The following is a 22,227-nucleotide window of genomic DNA, read 5'->3' as shown; positions in this document are numbered from 1 at the left end:
CGACGCCTCCTGGGGTGCGCGTCCGCGACCCGCTCGCCGTGCGTCCTTGCCGTTCTGAGCCTTGCCGAAAGGTATCTGAGCCACGTCACGACAGTAGCGACCGGCGGCGGCTCGCACACGACGGTTGCGCCCGCGCTCGGGCCTGTGCAAACGGACCCGGGGAGCGCGTGCCGGAGCGTCGGGGCGGGTCCGCGTCCCGCCGATCCGCGGTGGTCGGGGTCCGCTAGGGTGACCGAGCGCGACCGCCCCGGTGCTCCGCGACCGGGCGCTCCGGGGTCCGCAGAGAGTCGAGGGGTGCCGTGAAGGCGATCCGCCGCTTCATCGTCCGCTCCGTCCTCCCGCCCGAGCTCTCGGCTCTGGGCGATCTGGCGGGCAATCTCCGCTGGGCCTGGCACGAGCCCGCCCGGCGCTTGTTCGAGCGGGTCGATCCGGAGCTGTGGCGGCGCGGGGGAGCGGACCCCACCGCCCTGCTCGGAGCGGTGAGCCCCGAGCGCCTCGCCGAGCTGGCGGGGGACCAGGGCTTCGTCGACGAGGCGTGGCGCCTCCGCGACGAGCTGGAGCGCTACCGCACCGAGCCGCGGTGGTACCAGTCGCTGCCGGAGTCCGCCCCGCGCTCGATCGCCTACTTCTCGCCGGAGTTCGGCATCGCGGCGGCGCTGCCCCAGTACTCCGGCGGACTCGGCATCCTCGCGGGCGACCACCTGAAGGCCTCCTCGGACCTGGGCGTGCCGCTCACCGGCGTGGGCCTCTTCTACCGGTCGGGCTACTTCTCGCAGAAGCTCTCCGCCGACGGCTGGCAGCTCGAGTCCTACCCCTCGCTCGATCCCGACGGGCTGCCGCTGCGCGTCGTCCGTCTCGCCGACGGCTCGCCCGCCCGCATCGTGCTGGCGCTCCCCGAGGGACGCGCGCTCTACGCCCGGGTCTGGCGCGCGGAGGTCGGCCGGGTGACTCTCCTCCTGCTCGACACCGACATCCCCGAGAACGAGGACTCGCTCCGCTCCGTCACCGACCGCCTCTACGGCGGCGGGGGCGAGCACCGCCTGCTGCAGGAGCTGCTGCTGGGCATCGGCGGGGTCCGCGCGCTCGAACTCTGGGCCGAGGTCTCGGGCGGCGTCCTCCCGGAGGTGTTCCACACCAACGAGGGGCACGCCGGCTTCCAGGGGCTCGAGCGCATCTCCGGCCTGATCGGCGCGGGCCTGGACTTCGACCAGGCTCTCCAGGTGGTGCGGGCGAGCACGGTCTTCACCACGCACACTCCGGTGCCGGCGGGCATCGACCGCTTCGACCGCGGGATGATCGAGGATTACTTCTCCACGGAGCTGCTCCCGGGCGTGCAGGTCGAGGACGTGCTCGCGCTGGGCGCCGAGCCGGGGGACTCCGGGACGGCGTTCAACATGGCGTACATGGGCCTGAGGCTCGCGCAGCGCTCCAACGGCGTCTCGACGCTGCACGGCGAGGTCAGCCGCTCGATGTTCTCGAGCCTCTGGCCCGGCTTCGAGACGGCGGAGGTGCCGATCGGCTCGGTGACGAACGGCGTCCACGCGGCCACCTGGACCGATCCGATCCTCCGGCGGCTCGCGGAGGAGCGGCTCGGCACCGACGACACGACGCGGGCCGACTGGGCCTCGGGTGCGCTCGGCGACACCGAGCTGTGGGCCGCGCGCCGGGCGATGCGGGAGCAGCTGGTGCGGGACGCCCGCCGCCGGGCCGCCCGCTCCTGGCGCGAGCAGAACCCGGGCGGCCTCCCGCCGGCCTGGCTCGACGAGCTGCTGGACCCGGACGTGCTCACCATCGGCTTCGCACGGCGGGTGCCGACCTACAAACGGCTGACCCTGATGCTCCACGACCCCGAGCGTCTGCGGGCGCTGCTCACCCACCCGCAGCACCCGATCCAGATCGTCATCGCGGGCAAGTCCCACCCGGCCGACGAGGAGGGGAAGCGCCTGATCCAGCGGCTCGTCCGCTTCGCGCAGGAGCCGGACGTGCGCCGCAGGATCGTCTTCCTGCCGGACTACGACATCGCGATGGCGCAGCTGCTCTACCCGGGCACCGACGTCTGGCTCAACAACCCGCTGCGCCCGCTCGAGGCGTGCGGCACCTCCGGGATGAAGGCGGCGCTCAACGGCTCGCTCAACCTCTCGATCCTCGACGGCTGGTGGAACGAGTACTTCGACGGCGAGAACGGCTGGGCGATCCCCTCCTCCGACCGCGCGCTCGACCCGGAGGCCCGCGACACGCTCGAGGCCGAGGCGCTCTACGAGCTGCTCGAGACCGAGGTCGTGCCGCGCTACTACGAGCGCGATCACGACGGCGTGCCCCGGCGGTGGGTGCGCTCGATCCGGCACACCCTCGCGACCCTCTCGCCCGAGCTCTCCGCCGAGCGGATGGTGCGCCAGTACGTCGAGGCGCTCTACTCGCCGGCCGCCGAGGCCGGGCGCGCCGTCGCCGCCGACCACTTCGAGCCGGCCAAGGAGCTGGCGACCTGGAAGCGGCGGGTCCGCGCCGGCTGGCCCGGGGTCGCGGTCGCGTCCGTCGAGTCCGGCGGGATCGACGCGGTGCCCCAGCGCGGGGACCGGCTCGCCGTGCGGGCGGGCGTGCGCCTGGGCGAGCTCTCGCCGGCGGACGTCTCGGTCGAGGTCGTCTACGGGACGACGTCCGCTGACGGCTCGCTCACCGAGGTCCGCCACCACGAGCTCGAGGTGGTCGAGGAGTCGGGTGCCGTGGTGCCGGCCGACGCGGTCGGGCGCGTGCCCTACGCCGGAGTGGTCACCCTCGACCGCAGCGGATCCTTCGGCTACACCGTCCGCGTCGTACCGCGGCATCCCCTCCTGGCCCGCTCCGCCGAGCTGGGCCTGGCCGCCGCCGCCGGCTGACCCCGCCCGGTCCCTCTCCGCGAGATGCCGCTCCGGTGCGCCTTCCTCGGCGTCTCGCGGACCGGAGTGGGATCTCGCGGGAGGAGGACGGCGCCCGGAGGAGGACGGCGAGGGATCGGGGGTCAGCGCGCGATGTCGGCGAGGAGGGCGGCCGTCGCGGCGACGAGGTCGGCGGGGGCGAGCTCGATGTCGAAGCCCCGGCGCCCGCCCGAGACGAGCACCGTGTCGTGGAGCTCGACGGTCTCGTCGATCACGGTGCGGTGCCGCGTCCTCTGCCCGAGCGGCGAGATGCCGCCGAGCACGTAGCCGGTCCGGCGCTGGGCCAGCACGGGGTCGGCCATCGCCGCCCGCCTGCCTCCGACCGCGGCCGCGAGCTCCTTCAGCCCGAGCGAGCCGGTGACGGGCACGACGCCCACCACGAGCTCGCCGTCGACGTCGACCATCAGGGTCTTGAACACGCGCTCCGGCTCGACGCCGAGCGCCTCGGCCGCCTCGAGCCCGTAGCGCGTCGTGGCCGGGTCGTGCCGGTACTGGCGGGGAGTGAAGGGGACGCCCGCCGCCGTCAGCGCGACGGTCGCCGGGGTCCCCGGCCCGCTCCTCGCCATCAGGCGTCCTGCTCGGCCGCCGGCCCGTGCGCGGCGAAGAGCTGCATCGAGGTTCCGGCCACGCGGATGACCTGCCCCGGCTCGAACGATTCGCCGTGCTCCAGCGGCTCCGGCTCGTCGCTGTTCCACAGGCGCGTGTAACCGGTGACCCCCTCGCCGTCGGCGAGCACGACCGTGGTGTCCTGCTCGACGCCGTGCACCACCAGCAGGACACGGTCCGGCTCGCCCTCGACCGGCGTCGAGGCCGCGAGGTACTGCAGCGTCCGGTTGGCGGCGGAGGTCCAGTCGTGCTCGCTCATCCCGCGCCCGTGGGCGTCGAACCACGTCATGGTCGTGGCGCCCGGCTCGCTCGCGTCGCCGCTGCCGTAGCGGGAGGGACGCAGCGCCGGGTGCTCACGCCGCAGGCGCAGCAGGGTGCGCGTGTGCGCGCGGAGCGCGAGCTGCCAGTCGGCCAGGCCCTCCCAGCGCACCCAGGTCAGGTCCGAGTCCTGGCAGTAGGCGTTGTTGTTGCCGCGCTGGCTGCGACCGGTCTCGTCACCCGCCGTGATCATCGGCACGCCGGCCGACAGCAGCAGGGTGCCGAGGAGGTTCCGCATCGCCTTGCGCCGCGCCAGCGTGATCCGCTCGTCGGTGGTGGGGCCCTCGAAGCCGTGGTTGAAGGAGCGGTTGGTGTCGGCTCCGTCGCGGTTCGACTCGCCGTTGCCGATGTTGTGCTTGACGTTGTACGAGACGAGGTCCGCCAGCGTGAAGCCGTCGTGCGCGGTGACGAAGTTGACCGAAGCGAGGGGTCCCCGCTCCGCCGAGAAGGTGTTGGAGGAGCCCGAGAGCCGGGTCGCGAAGCCGCCGATGCCGACGGGGGCCGTGCCGGCGCGGCGGGCGTAGTCGATGTCCGAGAGCCAGAAGTTGCGGGCGCGGTCGCGGTAGCGGTCGTTCCACTCCGACCACCCGGCCGGGAAGTTCCCCGTCTGCCATCCGCCCATTCCCACGTCCCAGGGCTCGGCGATCATCTTCACGCCGGCCAGCGCCGGATCCTCGACCGCGGCCCGCAGCAGCGGGTGGTCGCTCCGGAAGTGCGCGATCTCGTCCCGGCCGAGGGTCGCGGCCAGGTCGAGCCGGAAGCCGTCGATCCCGACCTCGCCCGACCAGTAGCGCATCGAGTCCAGCGCGAGGCGCTGCGCCGCGGGCCGGCCGAAGTCGATCGTGTTCCCGCAGCCGGTGACGTCCACGTAGTGGCCCTCGGGCGTCTGGCGGTACCAGCCGGCGTCGTCGATCCCGCGCAGGCTCGACATCGGCCCGCCCGGCCCCTCCTCGGCGGTGTGGTTGTAGACCACGTCCAGGATCACCTCGAGGCCGGCCTCGTGCAGGAGCTTCACCATCCCCTTGAACTCCCGGAGCACCGCGGTCGGTCCGCCGCGCTGCGCGGTGGAGGAGGCGTACGCGGCGTGCGGGGCGAAGAAGTTCAGCGAGTTGTAGCCCCAGTAGTTGGTCAGCCCCTGCCGCAGCAGGCGCTGCTCCGACACGAACGCGTGCACGGGCAGCAGCTCGACCGCCGTCACGCCCAGCTCGAGCAGCGCCGAGACCGTCGACTCGTGCGCCAGGCCGGCGTAGGTGCCGCGCAGCTCCACGGGGAGCGCCGGGTTCAGCCGGGTCAGCCCCTTCACATGCGCCTCGTAGATCACGGTGCGGTCCATCGGGGTGCCGGGCCGGGAGGAGGAGCCCCAGTCGAACGCGTCGTCCACGACGACCGAGCGCCACTCGTTCTCCGCCACCCGGTGCAGGCCGCGGGAGTACGGCTCCAGCAGGGCCCGGCGGGGGTCGAAGCGGTGCCGGGGGCCCGTCGGCCCGTCGACGCGCAGGGCGTAGCGGCGGCCGGGGGCCAGCAGATCGGAGCGCGCGGACCAGACCGCGGCGTCGTCGCGCGCCAGCGGGACCGTGCGGGTCACCCAGGTCGGGTCCTTCTCGTCGTACAGCAGCAGATCGACGGCGCTCGCGCTCTCGGACCAGACCCGCAGCTCACCGCCCTGATCGTCCACGGTCACGCCGAGCCGGGCCAGGGGATCGTGAGAGGTCATGCGACTTACAGTAGTGACGGGCACCGGCTCCCTCCGTGCCCCCGACGCGGGACGAAGGGCTGCTGTGATCTACCTCGACCACGCCGCGACCACCCCGCTGCGCGTCTCGGCGCTCGCCGCGTTCGCGGAGGCGTCCGCCCACGGCGGCAACCCCTCCTCCGTCCACGGCTCCGGCCAGGAGGCGCGCCGCCGGCTGGAGGACGCCCGGTCGGCGCTCGCCGGGGTGCTCGGCTGCGAGCCGATCGAGGTGATCCTCACCGCCGGCGGCACCGAGGCGGTCAACCTCGGGATCAAGGGCCTCTACTGGCAGCGCCGGAGCGAGGACCCGGCCCGCGTCCGAGTCCTGGTCGCCGAGGGGGAGCACCACGCGACGCTCGACTCCGCCGCCTGGCTCGCCGAGCACGAGGGCGCCGTCCTCGAGTGGCTGCCTCTCGACGACGAGGGCACCCTGCGGCCGGAGGCGCTCGCCGCGGCGCTGGAGGAGGACCCCGGCTCGGTCGCCCTGGTCACGGTGCTCTGGGTCAACAACGAGATCGGGACGATCAACCCGATCGCCGAGCTGGCGGCCGCGTGCGCCCGCGCCGGCGTCCCCCTCCACGTCGACGCGGTCGCCGCCCTCGGACACGTGCCGCTGCGGATCGCCGAGATCCGCCGCGCCTCCGGCTCCGGGCGCGGCGCGGGACTGGCCGCCGTCAGCGTCTCGGGTCATAAGGTCGGCGGGCCGATCGCGACCGGTGCGCTCGTGCTCGCCCGCGACGCCCGCGTGGTCCCGGTGCTGCACGGAGGCGGACAGCAGCGGGGCGTCCGCTCCGGCACCCAGGACGTGCCCGGCGCCGCGGCCTTCGCCGCCGCCGCGGTCGAGGCGGACGCCGAGCTGTCGGCGGAGGCGCAGCGCCTGGCCGCCCTGCGCGACCGGCTCGTCGCGGGCGTCCTCGCCGCCGTGCCGGGGGCGACCCTGACCGGGCCCGCCCTCGACTCCGGACGCCGGGTCGCCAACAACGCGCACCTCGCCTTCCCCGGTGCGCAGGGCGACTCCCTCCTCTTCCTCCTCGACACCGCGGGCGTCTCCGTCTCGACCGGATCCGCCTGCACGGCGGGGATCCCGGAGCCCTCGCACGTGGTCCTCGCGCTCGGCCGGAGCGAGGACGAGGCCCGCGGGGTGCTCCGGATGACGCTCGGCCACACCTCGACCGACGCGGACGTCGACGCCCTCCTGGCCGCGCTGCCCGGCGCCTACGCCCGCGCCGCCCGAGCCGGACTCTCGAACCGCACGGTGCTGCCCGGCTGAACCCCTGCCGGCCGCGCCCGCGGGAAACGTAGACTCGCACGGTGAAGGTTCTGGCGGCGATGAGCGGTGGAGTGGACTCGGCGGTGGCCGCGGCCCGCGCGGTGGAGGCTGGGCACGACGTGGTGGGCGTGCACCTCGCTCTGAGCAGGATGCCCGGCACGCTGCGCACCGGCAGCCGGGGGTGCTGCACGATCGAGGACTCGATGGACGCGCAGCGCGCCGCGAACGTCCTCGGCATCCCGTACTACGTGTGGGACTTCTCCGAGCGGTTCAAGCTGGACGTCGTCGACGACTTCGTCGCCGAGTACTCGGCGGGCCGCACCCCGAACCCCTGCATGCGCTGCAACGAGCGGATCAAGTTCGCCGCCCTGCTCGAGAAGGCTCTCGACCTCGGCTTCGACGCGGTCTGCACCGGCCACTACGCCTCCCTCCGCACCGCCGCCGACGGCTCCCCGGAGCTCCATCGCGCGAGCGACGAGGCGAAGGACCAGTCCTACGTCCTCGGCGTGCTGACGGAGCAGCAGCTGCGGCACTCGATGTTCCCGCTCGGCTCCACGCCGTCCAAGGCGATCGTGCGCGCGGAGGCGGCGGAGCGGGGCCTCAGCGTCGCGAGCAAGCCCGACAGCTACGACATCTGCTTCATCCCCGACGGCGACACCCGCGGCTGGCTCGCCGAGCGCGTCGCCCCCGAGACCGGAGCGGTCGTCGATCGGGACGGCGCGGTGGTCGGCTCCCACGAGGGCGCCCACGGGTACACGGTGGGCCAGCGCCGGGGCCTGCACCTCGGCGTCCCCGCGCCCGACGGACGGCCCCGCTTCGTCCTGGAGGTGCGGCCGGTGAGCAACGAGGTCGTGGTCGGTCCGCGCGAGGCTCTGCGCATCGGAGAGATCGCCGGCGAGCGGTTCACCTGGGCGGGCGCCGCTCCCGAGGACGCGGACGCGCCCTTCCGCTGCGACGTCCAGATCCGCGCGCACGCCGACCCGGTCCCCGCCTCCGCGGTGGTGTCGCACGTCGATGGCAGGGTGGAGCTCGTGATCACTCCGGACTCGCCGCTCGACGGCGTCGCCCCCGGCCAGACGGCCGTCGTCTACCTCGGCACCCGCGTGCTGGGCCAGTGCACGATCGACCGCACGGTCGCTGCCGACGCCGCGGTGCTCCGATGAGCGCCGTCGAGCCCGCCGCCCGCGTCGAGGAGCTGCGGGCGCGGATCCGGTCGGCGAGCGACGACTACTACGCGGCCGACTCCTCGCCGCTGTCCGACGCCGAGTACGACGCCCTGGTGCGCGAGCTCGCCGCGCTCGAGGCCGAGCACCCCGAGCTCGCCGCCGAGGACTCGCCGACGCGGACGGTCGGCGGGATCGTCGGAGCGGGCCTCGCCCCGATCGACCACGCCGAGCGGATGCTCTCCCTCGACAACGTGTTCTCGGCCGAGGAGCTGCGCGAGTGGTGCGAGAAGACGGTGGCCTCGGCCGACCGCCCCGTCGCCTGGCTCACGGAGCTCAAGATCGACGGGCTCGCGATCTCCCTCCACTACGAGAACGGCCGCCTCGTCACGGCGGCGACCCGCGGCGACGGCCGCACCGGCGAGGACGTCACCGTCAACGCCCTCCGCGTCGCGGGCATCCCCGAGCGCCTCTCCGGTGAGGGCCACCCGGCACTCGTCGAGGTCCGCGGCGAGGTCTTCATCCCCGTGGCCGCCTTCGCCGAGCTGAACGCCCTCCAGGAGACGCTGCGCGACGAGGCGGTCGAGGAGGCGCGGACCCGCTGGTCGACCCGCCCGGCCGCCACCCGCGGCGTCTTCGAGGAGGAGAAGGCGCGCACGAGTGCGCTGCGGCGCTTCCCGACCTTCGCCAACCCGCGGAACGCGGCGAGCGGCGGCCTCCGCCAGCAGCTCGACAAGAAGTCGGGTCTCGACCTGCGCGCCGGCGAGGCGCGCGTCGGCTCCCTCGCGCTCTACGTGCACGGCATCGGCGCCTGGCCGGACCCGTCGGTCGCGACCCAGTCCGAGGTCTACGGGCTCCTCTCCTCCTGGGGACTGCCGGTGAGCGGCCACAACCGCGTCTCGGCCTCGGTGGAGGAGGTGCTCGCCTTCGTCGAGCGCTACGGCCGCGAGCGGCACTCGGTCGAGCACGAGATCGACGGCGTGGTCGTGAAGGTGGACGAGCTCGAGCTGCACGACGAGCTCGGCGCCACCAGCCGGGCGCCGCGCTGGGCGATCGCCTACAAGTACCCGCCCGAGGAGGTGCACACGAAGCTCCTCGACATCGTGGTGAGCGTCGGGCGCACCGGCCGCGCGACGCCGTTCGCCCAGATGACCAAGGTGAAGGTCGCGGGGTCCGAGGTGCGCCAGGCCACGCTGCACAACGCCGACGTGGTCAAGGCCAAGGGCGTGCTCATCGGCGACACGGTCGTGCTGCGGAAGGCCGGGGACGTCATCCCCGAGGTGCTCGGCCCGGTGGTGGAGCTCCGCGACGGCTCCGAGCGCGAGTTCGTGATGCCGACGCAGTGCCCCGAGTGCGGCACCACGCTCGCTCCGGCCAAGGAGGGCGACGTCGACCTGCGCTGCCCCAACGCGGAGTCCTGCCCCGCGCAGGTCCGCGGGCGCGTCGAGCACATCGGCAGCCGCGGCGCGCTCGACATCGAGGCGCTCGGCGAGGTCAGTGCCGCCGCCCTGACCCAGCCCCTGGTGCCCGCCGAGCCGCCGCTGCGGACCGAGGCCGGCCTGTTCGAGCTCACGGTGGCCGATCTCTTCCCGATCGAGGTCGTCGTCCGCGACTCCGAGACGGGTCTGCAGAAGCTCGACGCGAAGGGCGATCCGAAGGTCGTCACGCCCTTCAAGCGCAAGCGGCAGCTCGCCAAGGACGGCGCCTTCGACCCGGAGGCGGGAGCCTTCGCGGGAGACGCGGCCTCCGTGCCCTCCACCAACGCCCTCCGGCTGATCGAGAACATCGAGCGGGCGAAGACCAAGGAGCTGTGGCGTCTGCTGGTCTCGCTCAGCATCCGGCACGTCGGCCCGGTCGCCGCGCGCGCGCTGGCGGGCTACTTCGGCTCGCTCGACGCGATCCGCGGGGCGAGCCGCGACGAGCTCGCCGCGGTCGACGGGGTGGGCGGGATCATCGCCGACGCCCTGATCGCCTGGTTCGAGGTCGACTGGCACGTCGAGATCGTCGACCGCTGGGCCGCGGCCGGAGTGCGCTTCGCCACGCCCGGCCACCCCGGTCCCGGTGCCGCGGACGCCGCCGGTGGGGTGCTCGCGGGTCTCACGGTCGTGGCGACCGGCAGCCTGGAGGGGTACTCCCGCGAGGGGGCGCAGGAGGCCATCCTCGCGGCCGGCGGCAAGGCCGGCTCGAGCGTCTCCAAGAAGACCGACTACGTCGCCGCCGGTCCCGGCGCCGGCAGCAAGCTCGGCAAGGCCGAGGCCCTGGGGCTCCGGATCATCACCGCGGCCGAGTTCCACCTCCTGGTGACGGAGGGACCGGACGCGATCGCGCTGCCGGAGGAGGCGTCCGCCGACGCTCCGGAGGAGGCCGCCGCCGGCCCGGACGGGGACGTCGCCGGCGCATCGCGCTTCGACGCCTCGCCGGAGGACGACGCCGTGCCGGAGACCGACGCCGTCCCGGACGCGGCCGCCCCGAGCACGGAGGAGCCGACCGGGCCCGATGCCTGACGCGGGCGGCGGGGAGCGGCGTGCGTTCCTGCGCCGCTCCCTCGCCGACGCAGCGTCGCTCGCGCTCGACGCCGCGGCTCGGCCCACCGCCGCCGAGCGTCGGACCGCCGAGGTGCTCGGGCGGATCGACCACGTGGTCGTGCTCTCCTTCGCCGGCCGCAGCCGCGACCAGGTCCTCGGCGCGCTCGACGATCCGGACGGTCCGGTGTTCACCGGTGATACGGACGCCGTGATGACCGCGCCCGGCCCGGACGATCCTCCGGGCGCGCGCTTCGCCCCCGAGATGCTGCCGGTGCACGCGCTCCTCGCCACTGCCTTCGCCCGGGCCGACCACTGGCGCGCCGACGGCCGCGATCCGGTGCCGGCGGCCCTGCGCGCGGCCCGGGAGACCGGCACCGGCTGGGCTCTCGCGGTCGACGAGCGGCAGGGCGTCTCGACCACGCTCCTCGCCGATCCGGAGTGGCCCCACCGCGATCCGGGCGCCGCCGGCTCCCGCGGCGGGCGCCTCCTTCCCATCGACGCGCTGGCCGCCGAGGCCGCAGCCGGCACCCTGCCTCCGCTCGTCCTGGTCGAGCCGCGGTCCCTCGTCGATCCGGCCGACTTCGCCGACGTCGCAGCCGCCGGCACCGATCGATCCGCTGATGCGCGCCTCGCGGAGCAGCTGCTGCACGTCGTGTTCGACGCCGTCCGCGACGGGGAGCGGGCGGGGCGGCGGATGCTGCTCCTCGTCACCGCGCGGGGGAGCGCGGAGCGGCCCGGCACGGTGCCGGCGCTCGTGCTCGCCTCGGCCGTCCCCTCGGGTGCACGGATCGGCGTGCCGCTCGGTCCGGAGACTCCCGCGCAGCTCGTCCGCGCCCGGGCGGGCGGGCGCCGGGCCCTCGTCGATCCGCAGGTCCGAGAGCTGGCCGCACTCCTCGGCGGTCCCGACCGGTCCCTCGCGCGCTGGCCCCGCACGGCGCCGGCGTTCGCGCCGCCCGCGCCGGTCGGGCGGCGCCTCCGCGACGCGGCCCGCCGCGCGCACGTCGACCCCGAGCCGGAGGCCGGACTGCTCGCCCGCGTTCGAGCCGCCGTCCCGGGCGCGTCGCTACACTCCGAGCAGGCGCAGGAGAGGCGGCGGAGATGACCAGCGAGCGGACTCCCTCGGAGCACGACGACGGAGCTCCCCGCTCCCGCTCGCGCCGCCGCTTCCTGGCCGGCACCGCCGCCGCCGGAGTCGGAGCCGGAGCCCTCGCCGGCGGCGCGATCGGCGCGGCCGTCGCCTCCGGCCCCCGCCGCGAGGAGGAGCCGCGACTGCCCGCCCGCACGGAGCCGGGCTTCGACCACGTCGTCGTGATCATGTTCGAGAACCGCTCCTTCGACAACGTCCTCGGCCGCCTCTACGGACCGGACGATCTGCCCGCGGGCGAGAGCTTCGAGGGCCTCCTCCCCGACGAGCGGACGAACACCAGCGCTGGCGGACTGACCGTCGGCACGCACGTCTACGAGGGCGCCACCGACTCCGTGATGCGCCAGCCCGACCCGGACCCGGGCGAGGAGTACCCGCACGTCAACACCCAGCTCTTCGGCACGGTGGATCCGCCCGAGAACGCCGGCCGCACCGTCGGCGCCATGACCGCGCCCTTCAACGCGCCCCCCGACGCCGCCGCCCCGACGATGAGCGGCTTCCTCGAGGACTACGTCCAGCACCTGAGGGTGATGAAGAAGGGGCAGGAGCCCACGGCGGAGGAGGCGCGGACGATCATGGGCGGCTTCTCGCCGGAGATGCTGCCCGTCTTCTCCACCCTCGCCCGCGAGTTCGCCGTCTTCGACCAGTGGTTCTGCGCCGTCCCCTCCCAGACCTTCTGCAACCGGTCCTTCCTGCACGCGTCGACCTCGCACGGCTTCGTCACCAACAAGCAGGGCGGCGGCTACGAGAAGTGGCTCGCGGACGACCTGGCCGACGCGCCGACGGTGTTCAACCGCCTCGAGGAGGCGGGGAGGACCTGGCGCGTCTACTTCGACGCGCTGCAGGTGGTCTCCTACACCGGCTTCCTGCACGCGCCGGTGCTCGAGAAGTACTGGAAGACCCACTTCTCGACGATGGACCGCTTCTACGCCGACGTGGAGAACGGCGAGCTGCCCGACTACGCCTTCCTCGAGCCGCGGCTCGTCTTCGACCACAACGACATGCACCCGCCGACCGGCGTCCTCCACGAGGACGAGGTCGACGGCACGCCCGTCTACGACAGCGCGCTGTCCGACGTCCGCGCCGGCGAGCTGCTGCTGCACCAGGTGTACTCGGCGATCCGGGAGAGCGCGAGCACGACCGGCTCGAACGCGGTGAACACGCTCCTGCTGGCGACCTTCGACGAGCACGGCGGCCTCTACGACCACGTCCCCCCGCCGTCGGCGACTCCGCCGGGCGACGGCCGCGAGGGCGAGATGGGCTTCGCCTTCGACCGGCTCGGCTGCCGCGTGCCGACGATCGCGGTCTCGGCGTACACGAGGGCCGGCACGATCGTGCACGACGAGCTGCACCACGGCGCCGTGATCCGAACCCTCAGTGCCCTGCACGGCCTCGAGCCGCTGACCGCTCGCGACGCCTCCGCCTTGGACCTCTTCGGGGTGCTGACCCTCGACGAGCCGCGGCAGATCGGCGACTGGCCGACCACGGTGCCGCAGTACCTGCCCCCGAACCCCGAGTCGGCACCGGCGCATCCAGCGCACGTGAACCGCGACAAGCCGCTGAGCCCGCCCGCCGTCGGCCTGATGGGCCTGCTGCTGGCCCGGTACGGCGAGCCCGGCGAGGACCTGCCGACCACCTACGAGGGGGCGTACAACGCACTCCTGAAGCACGGCTCCAGCCTCTTCGGGGGCTCCTGACGGGCGGGCGGCGCGGGCGGAGGCGGTGCGGGCGCGCCGAGTAGACTGGCGGCCGGAAATCCCCCCGAACCACCAGACGGAGACGCATGTCCGAGATCACGGCCGACACGGTCGCCCATCTGGCCCAGCTGGCCAGGATCGACCTCACTTCCGACGAGATCGGGAGCCTCACCAGGGAGCTCGGCCAGATCGTCGACTCCGTGCGCGCGGTCCAGGCCGTCGCCACGCCCGAGGTGCCGGCGACCAGCCACCCGATCCCGCTCGAGAACGTCTTCCGACCCGACGTGGTCGGCGAGACCCTCACGCTCGAGCAGGCGCTCTCCGGCGCGCCCGAGCACGACGGCAGCCGCTTCCAGGTCTCCGCGATCCTGGGGGAGGAGCAGTGAGCGCGCACGGCGACGAGCTCGTCCGCCTCAGCGCGTCCGCCCTCTCCGAGAAGCTGGCCGACGGCTCGGTCTCCTCGGTCGAGGCCACCCGCGCCCACCTCGAGCGCATCGACGCGGTCGACGGAGCGGTCCACGCCTTCCTCCACGTCGCGCGCGAGGGCGCGGTCGCGTCCGCCGAGGCGATCGACCGCCGGCGCGCCGACGGCGCGTCGCTGCACCCCCTCGCCGGAGTGCCTCTCGCGGTCAAGGACGTCATCGTCACGAACGACATGCCGACCACGAGCGGCTCCCGCATCCTCGAGGGCTGGCGCCCGCCCTACGACGCGACCGTCATGCGCAAGGTCCGCGAGGCCGGGCTGGTCCCGATCGGCAAGACCAACATGGACGAGTTCGCGATGGGCTCGACCACCGAGCGCAGCGCCTACGGCCCCACCCACAACCCGTGGGACCTCGACCGCATCCCCGGCGGCTCCGGCGGCGGGTCCGCCGCGGCCGTCGCGAGCTACGAGGCGCCCCTGGCCCTCGGCTCCGACACCGGGGGATCGATCCGCCAGCCCGCGCACGTGACCGGCACCGTCGGCGTGAAGCCGACCTACGGCGGCGTGTCCCGCTACGGAGCGATCGCGCTCGCCTCGAGCCTCGACCAGATCGGCCCCGTCTCCCGGACGGTCCTCGACTCCGCGCTGCTGCACGACGTCATCGCGGGCCACGACCCGCGCGACTCGACGTCGCTGCGCGACTCCTGGCCCTCCTTCGCCGACGCGGTGCGCCGCGCCGACGTGACGGGCCTCCGGATCGGCGTGGTCAAGGAGCTCGACGGCGGCGAGGGCTTCCAGCCCGGCGTGCTGGCGCGCTTCCACGAGGCGCTCGAGATCCTTCAGGGCGCCGGAGCCGAGGTCGTCGAGGTGAGCCTCCCGAGCGTCGAGCACGCGGTCGCCGCCTACTACCTGATCCTCCCCGCGGAGGCCTCCAGCAACCTCGCCAAGTTCGACTCGGTCCGGTTCGGCCTCCGGGTCACGCCGGAGGGCGGCGGCACGGTCGAGCAGGTCATGTCCGCGACCCGCGAGCAGGGCTTCGGCCCCGAGGTCAAGCGCCGGATCATCCTCGGCACCTACGCCCTCTCGGCCGGCTACTACGACGCCTACTACGGCAGCGCGCAGAAGGTCCGGACCCTGGTGCAGCGGGACTTCGACGCGGCCTTCGCGGACGTCGACGTGATCGCCTCGCCGACGGCACCGACGACCGCCTACCGCCTCGGCGAGAAGCTCGACGACCCGCTGGCGATGTACCGCGGCGACGTCGCGACCATCCCGGCGAACCTGGCCGGCATCCCCGGCATCTCCGTCCCCGCCGGCCTCGCCGACGAGGACGGGCTGCCCGTCGGCATCCAGTTCCTCGCTCCCGCCCGGGAGGACGTGCGCCTCTACACCGTGGGCGCCGCGCTCGAGGCGCTGCTCGAGGAGAAGTGGGGCCGCCCGCTCCTCGCGCAGGCCCCCGACCTGACCCACTCCGTGCTCTCCGCGACCGAGGAAGGTGCCGTCTGATGGCCTCCGCGCACACGTCCGCTCCCGAGCTGATGGACTACGACGAGGTCTTCGAGACCTTCGAGCCGGTGCTCGGCTTCGAGGTGCACGTCGAGCTCAACACGAAGACCAAGATGTTCTCGGACGCGCCGAACGAGTTCGGGTCCGAGCCCAACACGAACGTGACCCCGGTCGACCTCGGCCTCCCGGGCTCGCTGCCGGTCGTGAACGAGCAGGCCGTCCGCTACTCGATCAGCCTCGGCCTCGCCCTGGGCTGCTCGATCGCCCCGTCCAGCCGCTTCGCGCGCAAGAACTACTTCTATCCGGACCTGGCGAAGAACTACCAGATATCGCAGTTCGATGAGCCGATCGCCTTCGAGGGCTCGGTCGAGATCGAGTTGGCCGACGGCTCGCTCGTGCAGATCCCGATCGAGCGCGCGCACATGGAGGAGGACGCCGGCAAGCTCACGCACGTCGGCGGCGCCACCGGCCGCATCCAGGGCGCCGAGTACTCGCTCGTGGACTACAACCGCGCGGGGGTCCCGCTCGTGGAGATCGTCACGAAGCCCATCTACGGCGCGGGGAAGAGCGCGCCCGAGTACGCGAAGGCCTACGTCGCGACGATCCGCGACATCGTGCTGGCGCTCGGCATCTCGGACGCCAAGATGGAGCGCGGCAACCTGCGCTGCGACGCGAACGTCTCGCTCCGCCCGATCGGTCAGGAGAAGCTCGGCACCCGCACCGAGACCAAGAACGTCAACTCGCTCCGCTCGGTCGAGCGCGCCGTCCGCTACGAGATCCAGCGCCAGGCGGCGATCCTCGCCGCGGGCGGCACGATCACTCAGGAGACGCGCCACTGGCACGAGGACACCGGCCGCACCTCCGCGGGCCGGCCCAAGAGCGACGCCGACGACTACCGCTACTTCCCGGAGCCCGACCTGCTACCGGTGGTGCCGAGCCCCGAGATGATCGAGGAGCTGCGCGCCGCGCTCCCCGAGAAGCCCGCCGACCGCCGCCGCCGCCTCAAGCAGGAGTGGGGCTTCACCGACCTCGAGTTCCAGGACGTCGCCAACAGCGGCCTGCTGGTCGAGATCACCGAGACCGTCTCCGCGGGAGCCGCTCCGCAGGCGGCCCGCAAGTGGTGGACCGGGGAGATCGCGCGCCTCGCGAACGCGGCGGGCGAGGACCCGGCCTCCCTGGTCACTCCGGCGCAGGTCGCCGAGCTCGCCGGTCTGATCGAGAGCGGCACGCTGACCGACCGCCTCGCCCGCGAGGTCCTCCAGGGCGTCATCGCCGGAGAGGGCACCCCGCAGGAGGTCGTCGACGCCCGGGGACTCGCGGTCGTCTCGGACGACGGAGCGCTCATCGAGGCGATCGATGCGGCACTGGCCTCGCAGCCCGACGTGCTCGCGAAGATCCGCGACGGCAAGGTTCAGGCCGCCGGTGCCGTGATCGGTGCCGTGATGAAGGCCATGAAGGGGCAGGCCGACGCCGCCCGCGTCCGCGAGCTCGTGCTGGAGCGCGCGGCCGGCTGAGCCGGTGCGCGGGGAGGTGCGGTCATGAGCGGTGGAACCGGCGACGCGCCCCTTCCCGCGCGGCTCGAGCTGCCGGCGGGCGCCCTCCTGCGTCCCCTCGTCTCGAGCGATGCGGACCTCCTGCACGCGGTGATCGGCGAGCAGCGACCGTGGCTCGCGGCTCTCCTCCGCGGGGACGATCCGGCCGCCCTGCCGTCGGCGTCCCTCGGCGACGACGTACGCGGTCTCCTGCGCCTCGAGGAGGAGTCGCGTGCGGGCAGAGCGCACGCGTTCCTGCTCGTCGGGCCGGACCGCACCGAGGCGCTGGGCGCTCTGAGCGTCCGGCCCGGCGGCGGCGACTCCGCCGAGGCCTCCTGGTGGGTCGTCCCCGCCGTCCGGGGCTCGCGGCTCGAGGAGGAGCTCGACGCCTACGCGCGCCGCTGGCTCCAGCAGCACTGGCCCTTCGACACAATCACCACGCCCGACAACCACCCCGACGATCCCGCCTCCCTGGCCGGGGCGAACATCGTGGCGCTCGTGCCCGTCGCGCCGGAGCGCACGGCCCTCCCCGACGCCGATGCCGCCTCGGCGGCGCTCCTCTGGGCGGAGTACCGCTCCACGCATCCGGGAGTCGACGAAGCGCTCCCGCCGGTCGAGTCGTTCGGCGACAGCACGGCGATGGCGGACGAGCTGCTGGGCCTGGTGCGGCGCGGAGTGAAGACGGCCACGGCGTCCCTCGCCGAGGAGGGGGCGCCCGTCGCGGGCGACCACTGGATCGTCTGCGACGGCGCGGGAGCGGCGCGTGTCGTCCTCGTGACGGACGAGGTGCGGACCGGTCCGCTCGACTCCGTCGACGACGCGTTCGCCTGGGCCGAGGGCGAGGGGGACCGCACGCGCGCCTCCTGGCTCGACGGCCACCGCCGCTACTTCGCCCGCGTCTCACCGGGCGGCCTCGGCGACGTGGTCTTCGAGCGCTTCCACGTGGTCTGGCCGGAGGCCGACGCCGAGCGCGCGGCCGCCTTCGCCCGCTCGGTCGGAGCGTTCCGGCCCGAGGAGCTCGACGGGACTCCCGCGCAGACCTAGGGGGTTTCCCGGATGCCCCGCTCAGGCGCCCTGCGCCAGAGTGGAGTCATGGCTACTCTCGTGCGCCCCCGTCGGGGCAGGATCATCGCCGGCGTCTGTGCCGGTCTCGCCCGCCGATTCGGCTGGAGCCCCTTCGTGGTGCGTCTCCTGTTCGTGCTCTCGTGCCTCCTCCCGGGGCCGCAGATCATCGCCTACCTCGTGATGTGGGTGGTCATCCCGAAGCAGAAATGACCGAGGCCCCCGCTCGGAGCAGCCTCTGAGAGAACGCTCAGCACCCGGAGCGGTGAGAGGCCTACGGTGGCGGTGTGCGTCCGTCGGGCGCCGAGGAGGAGATCATGGGATTCCTGGACCGACTGCTGGGCCGCGACGAGCAGCCCGAGAGCGCACGCCGCTCGACGTACGCGCCGCCGCAGGCCGCGGACCGCAGGCCCGAGTACGGCTCCCCTCCGGCGACGTCTCCGCGCACCGACGATGAGCGTGCCATCGAGCGCTACCGCTACCTCCTCCGCACCGCGCCGCCCGAGGCGATCGAGCAGGTGCACCGCGAGGCCTTCGAGCAGCTGACCCCGGAGCAGCGCCAGCAGGTCTTCCGACAGCTCAGCGAGGGGGCCCCTGTCGGCGACGCGCCGAAGGACGACGACCCCCGCACGCTCGCCCAGTCCGCCACGCGGAGCGAGCTGCGCCAGCCCGGATTCATGGAGCGGCGCTTCTCCGGCGGCGGAGGCATGGGCTTCGGCGGCGTCCTCGCCTCCTCGATGCTCGGCACGATCGCCGGGTTCGCGATCGGCTCGGCCATCGCGGGCGCGTTCCTCCCCGACGCGGGAGGCGACTACGCCGGCGGTGACGGCGGGGGAGACGCCTCGGCCGACGGCGGAGCGGATGCGGGAGGTGCGGACGCCTCCGGTGCGGACGCCGGAGACGGCGGCGGCTGGGGCGACTCCGGCGGCGGCGACTTCGGTGGCGGAGGCGACTTCGGCGGGGGCGGCGACTTCGGAGGCGGCGACTTCGGCTTCTAGCCTCGTTGCAGAGGGCCCCCGATCACGGACAGTGGTCGGGGGCCCTCGCTCGTTCCGGGCTAGTCCTCGTCGGTCAGCATGGCCTTCACCTGGCGGCGGAGGACCTTGCCGATCATGCTCCGCGGCAGCTCGTCGACGACGGTGATCCGCTTGGGCACCTTGTAGGGGGTCAGCGCCTCCCGGACGGCCTTGCGGGCGGCTGCGACGTCGAGCTGCGCGCCCGGCTCCAGGACGACCGCCGCCGCCACGGACTCGCCGCTGCGCGGATCGGGCAGGCCGACCACCGCCACCTCCTTGATCTCGGGCAGGCGGAGCAGCACCTCCTCCACCTCGGACGGCGAGACGTTGAAGCCGCCCGTGATCACGAGCTCCTTGATCCGGTCGACGATGCGCACGAAGCCGTCCTCGTCGATCGTCGCGATGTCGCCGGTGCGGAACCAGCCGTCGCCGGTGAAGGTCGCCGCCGTCTCGTCGGGCTTGCGGTGGTAGCCCCGGAACACCTGCGGACCGCGCACGACCAGCTCGCCCTGCTCGCCGGTCGCCACCTCCGTGTCGGGATCCTCGGGGTCGACGATCCGCACGTCGGTGCCGGGCAGCGGGAGCCCGACCGTCCCGGCGCGTCGCGTCGGACCGACCGGGTTGGCCATCAGGACCGGAGAGGTCTCCGAGAGGCCGTAGCCCTCGACGAGCGTGCCTCCGGTCAGCGCCTCGAACGACTCGACCAGCGCCGGGTCGAGCGGCATCGCGCCGGAGATGGCGATCTCGATGCCGCGGAGGGAGACGCCCCGCTGCTGCGCGCTGCGCGCCAGGCGCTCCGCGATCGGCGGAACGGCCGGGAGGAAGGTGGCGGGGTGCTTCTTGACGACCTTCAGCACCAGCTCCGGGTCGAACTTCGGGAACAGCACCAGGCGCGCGCCCATGCTCATCGCGAAGGTGAGGCAGAGCGTCAGCCCGTAGGCGTGGAACATGGGGAGCACCGCGTAGACCACGCAGTCGCCGCGGCGGACCGTCGGCACCCAGGCGCGCGACTGGGCGGCGTTCGCCGTCAGGTTCGCGTGGGTCAGCTCGGCGCCCTTGGGCGTGCCGGTCGTGCCGCTCGTGTACTGGATGACCGCGAGGTCCTCCGCGACCGGGCGCGGGTGCGCCGGGTCGATCCGCCGGCGCAGCAGCGACTCCCACTCGATCGCACCGCGGACCGGTCCGGTCAGCGCGGCGCGCGACTCCCGGGCCTTCTTCAGCGGCAAGCGGAGGGCTGCGCGCATCGAGGCGGGCATCGCGCGGGTGAGGTCGACGGCGACGACGGTCTCGACGCCGAGATCGGCCGGGAGGTCCTGCACCGTCGGCACGACGCGGTTCCAGGCGATCGCGACACGAGCGCCGTGGTCCTCGAACTGGTGGCGCAGCTCGCGCGGGGTGTAGAGCGGGTTGTGCTCGACCACCACGGCGCCGAGCCGGAGGACGGCGTAGAAGGCGACGACGTGCTGCGGGCAGTTCGGGAGGACGAGGGCGACCGGATCGCCCGCGCGGACGCCCAGGCGGCGGAGTCCCTCGGCGGCCCGCTCCACCTCGTCGGCGAGCTGGGAGTAGCTGGTCGAACGGCCGAAGAACTCGAGCGCGACCTGGTGGGGATAGCGCTCGGCCGACTCGGTGACGATGTCGACGAGCGAGCCGGTCGGGAGCTCGAGCTCCGTCGGCACGCCGGGCGCGTAGCTGCGGATCCAGGGGCGGGGCGGGTGAGCACCCACCCGCCCCACTCTAGGAGGAGGTGCCGGGGCTCAGGCTCCCTGAGCCACCGCGTCCTCGATCGCGGTGGGACCGGAGACGATCTCCCACGTCTTCGCGATGGAGGTCGGCTGCGCCAGGGCGGCGATCACCGTCGCGGCGACGTCCGCTCGCGGGATGCTCCCCTTCTCGACGGAGGTGCCGAGCGTGATCGTGCCGGTGCCCTCGTCGTCCGTCAGCCCGCCCGGGCGGAGGATCGTGTAGTCGAGGCCGGAGTCGCGCAGTGCCGCGTCGGCGTCGCGCTTGGCCTCGACGTAGGCCTTCCAGCCCTCCTCCGTGTCCTCGGGGAGCGGCTCGTCCACACCGATCGCGCTGACCTGCACGAAGTGCTGGACCCCGACGATCGCGGCGGCCTTCTGGCTGAGGACGGACGCCCCCAGGTCGACGGTGCGCTTGCGCTCCGGGCCCGAGTCGGGTCCGGCTCCGGCGGTGAAGACCATGCCGTCGACGTGGCCCAGCGCCTCGGCGAAGGCCTCGGGCGTGGTGTCCTCGAGGTCGTGCACGAGCGGCTCGCCGCCCAGCCGGACGATGTCCTCGGCGTGATCGGGGTTGCGGATCACTCCGACCGACTCGTGGCCGGCGTCGTAGAGCAGGTGCAGGATCTGCTGCCCCACCTTGCCGTGGGCTCCGATGACGGCGATGCGTGTCATGGACGTTCCTCTCCTCGTCGGGGCGGGTCGCCCCGTGTTCGTGGTCCCCTCCATCCTGCCGCGGCGTCCCTGGACGCCCCCAGGCCTTGACGGCGTCCGGGCGCCGGGCCGTCAGGCGGCGAGGCGGTCGTCGCGTCCGGTGATGGCGAGCAGGCGGCTCTGGAGGGAGGCGGCGTCGTCGACCGGCACGGGCGCGGCGTAGAGGCCGCTCGCGCGCAGGGTCTCCTCCTGGGGTGCGAAGAGCTCCCAGACCGCTGCGACGAGCTCCTCGTCCAGCCGCTCGTCGCTGCCGGTCGCGCGGGCGAGGTCCCAGGCGTGGACGGTCACATCTGCCGTCTGCTCCTGCAGCAGCTCGACGGCGCTGACGGTGTCGCGCCCCAGCTGCACGGTCGCCGCCGGGTCGACGGTGCGGACAGCGTCGCGCAGGCGGTCGGTCACGCGACGCCACTCGCTCCTCAGATCGGTGGCGACGGACTCGAGGCGCAGCGCCGACTCGTCGCCCCCCGAGAGGAGCGTGTGCGCGCGCTGCTGCTCGCGGACGACGTGCAGCACCAGAGCGCGCGTGTCCCACTCGGTGTCGGGCGTGGGGGCCGACCAGTCCTCGACGGCGCTCAGCCGGAGCTCGAAGGCGCGGTGGGCGCGGTCCTGCAGATCGAGCCAGCGGCTCATCTCGGCGCCGGGGCCGGTCTCAGTGGCGGTGGGGGAGTCGGGCTGCTCGTGCGTCATGGTCTCTCCGGAGCGTCGTGGTGCTCGGGTCAACCGCGAGTGGTCGGCGCTCATTCCCGGCCGGCCCGGGCGCAGCGGCCGGGAAGCCGATGTCGGTGGTGGGTGCGATCATGTCCGGAGGTGTGGTCGAGCAGGACGGAGCGGCGTGAGCGAGCAGGACGGCGCGGCGTGAGCGAGCAG

17 protein-coding genes are annotated in these 22,227 nt (G+C 73.8%); 12 read left to right on the top strand and 5 right to left on the bottom strand.

Annotation, left to right across the window (positions count from 1 at the left end):
- Positions 1-299 precede the first annotated feature (299 nt).
- Complete coding sequence (gene glgP / locus C5C10_RS03085; RefSeq protein WP_104328476.1) at positions 300-2,873, top strand: alpha-glucan family phosphorylase; 2,574 nt, start codon at positions 300-302, stop codon at positions 2,871-2,873.
- A gap of 122 nt (positions 2,874-2,995) precedes the next feature.
- Here glgP and ybaK read toward each other — a convergent pair whose 3' ends face one another.
- Both ybaK and glgX read right to left on the bottom strand, forming a co-directional pair.
- Positions 2,996-3,478, bottom strand: coding sequence for a Cys-tRNA(Pro) deacylase (ybaK, locus tag C5C10_RS03080; RefSeq protein WP_104226855.1), 483 nt, complete (start codon positions 3,476-3,478; stop codon positions 2,996-2,998).
- Complete coding sequence (gene glgX, locus C5C10_RS03075) at positions 3,478-5,550, bottom strand: glycogen debranching protein GlgX (RefSeq protein WP_104328475.1); 2,073 nt, start codon at positions 5,548-5,550, stop codon at positions 3,478-3,480. The genes ybaK and glgX overlap by 1 nt, the downstream gene beginning before the upstream one ends.
- Before the next feature lie 64 nt (positions 5,551-5,614).
- On the opposite strand from glgX, the gene C5C10_RS03070 reads away from it, so the two are divergent.
- From C5C10_RS03070 to C5C10_RS03020, 11 genes are all read left to right on the top strand, one after another.
- Positions 5,615-6,838, top strand: coding sequence for a cysteine desulfurase family protein (locus C5C10_RS03070; protein ID WP_308471657.1), 1,224 nt, complete (start codon positions 5,615-5,617; stop codon positions 6,836-6,838).
- A gap of 41 nt (positions 6,839-6,879) precedes the next feature.
- Positions 6,880-8,001 carry a tRNA 2-thiouridine(34) synthase MnmA gene (gene mnmA / locus C5C10_RS03065; RefSeq protein ID WP_181028759.1) on the top strand — a complete coding sequence of 374 codons (1,122 nt, stop codon included), beginning with the start codon at positions 6,880-6,882 and terminating at the stop codon, positions 7,999-8,001.
- On the top strand, positions 7,998-10,505 hold the full coding sequence (gene ligA / locus C5C10_RS03060) for an NAD-dependent DNA ligase LigA (protein WP_104328473.1): 2,508 nt from the start codon (positions 7,998-8,000) through the stop codon (positions 10,503-10,505). The genes mnmA and ligA overlap by 4 nt, the downstream gene beginning before the upstream one ends.
- Positions 10,498-11,628, top strand: coding sequence for a hypothetical protein (locus C5C10_RS03055; RefSeq protein ID WP_104328472.1), 1,131 nt, complete (start codon positions 10,498-10,500; stop codon positions 11,626-11,628). Before ligA ends, C5C10_RS03055 begins: the two co-directional genes overlap by 8 nt.
- Positions 11,625-13,367, top strand: coding sequence for an alkaline phosphatase family protein (locus C5C10_RS03050; RefSeq protein WP_104328471.1), 1,743 nt, complete (start codon positions 11,625-11,627; stop codon positions 13,365-13,367). The genes C5C10_RS03055 and C5C10_RS03050 overlap by 4 nt, the downstream gene beginning before the upstream one ends.
- A gap of 86 nt (positions 13,368-13,453) precedes the next feature.
- Positions 13,454-13,753, top strand: a complete 300-nt coding sequence (gene gatC / locus C5C10_RS03045; protein WP_104226848.1) for an Asp-tRNA(Asn)/Glu-tRNA(Gln) amidotransferase subunit GatC — start codon at positions 13,454-13,456, stop codon at positions 13,751-13,753.
- Positions 13,750-15,297, top strand: coding sequence for an Asp-tRNA(Asn)/Glu-tRNA(Gln) amidotransferase subunit GatA (gene gatA / locus C5C10_RS03040; protein WP_104328470.1), 1,548 nt, complete (start codon positions 13,750-13,752; stop codon positions 15,295-15,297). The genes gatC and gatA overlap by 4 nt, the downstream gene beginning before the upstream one ends.
- Positions 15,297-16,811, top strand: a complete 1,515-nt coding sequence (gatB, locus tag C5C10_RS03035; RefSeq protein ID WP_104283580.1) for an Asp-tRNA(Asn)/Glu-tRNA(Gln) amidotransferase subunit GatB — start codon at positions 15,297-15,299, stop codon at positions 16,809-16,811. Before gatA ends, gatB begins: the two co-directional genes overlap by 1 nt.
- 24 nt (positions 16,812-16,835) lie before the next feature.
- Entirely contained in the window at positions 16,836-17,873 is a 1,038-nt protein-coding gene (locus C5C10_RS03030) for an ASCH domain-containing protein (protein WP_104328469.1), read from the top strand.
- 48 nt (positions 17,874-17,921) lie between these two features.
- Positions 17,922-18,104, top strand: a complete 183-nt coding sequence (locus C5C10_RS03025; RefSeq protein WP_104223873.1) for a PspC domain-containing protein — start codon at positions 17,922-17,924, stop codon at positions 18,102-18,104.
- 104 nt (positions 18,105-18,208) lie between these two features.
- The gene (locus C5C10_RS03020) at positions 18,209-18,889 is read left to right on the top strand and encodes a hypothetical protein (protein ID WP_104328513.1); all 681 of its coding nucleotides are present in this window, start codon (positions 18,209-18,211) and stop codon (positions 18,887-18,889) included.
- 59 nt (positions 18,890-18,948) lie between these two features.
- On the opposite strand, the gene C5C10_RS03015 is transcribed toward C5C10_RS03020, so the two are convergent.
- The 3 genes from C5C10_RS03015 to C5C10_RS03005 form a co-directional block, all read right to left on the bottom strand.
- Positions 18,949-20,643 (bottom strand): long-chain-fatty-acid--CoA ligase, encoded by a 1,695-nt coding sequence (locus tag C5C10_RS03015; protein ID WP_374953336.1) that lies wholly within the window; start codon positions 20,641-20,643, stop codon positions 18,949-18,951.
- A 21-nt stretch (positions 20,644-20,664) separates the two neighbouring features.
- A complete protein-coding gene (locus C5C10_RS03010; RefSeq protein WP_104328467.1) occupies positions 20,665-21,321 on the bottom strand; it encodes an SDR family oxidoreductase in 657 nt (218 codons plus the stop codon).
- Between the two features lie 111 nt (positions 21,322-21,432).
- Positions 21,433-22,047 (bottom strand): TIGR03086 family metal-binding protein, encoded by a 615-nt coding sequence (locus C5C10_RS03005; protein ID WP_244229430.1) that lies wholly within the window; start codon positions 22,045-22,047, stop codon positions 21,433-21,435.
- Positions 22,048-22,227 lie beyond the last annotated feature (180 nt).

It is taken from the genome of Rathayibacter sp. AY1A3 (assembly GCF_002930975.1).
In the GTDB taxonomy this organism is placed as follows: Bacteria; Actinomycetota; Actinomycetes; order Actinomycetales; family Microbacteriaceae; genus Rathayibacter.
The sequence above is the reverse complement of the archived record's forward strand: the minus strand, read 5'-3'. Positions and strand labels throughout refer to the sequence as shown.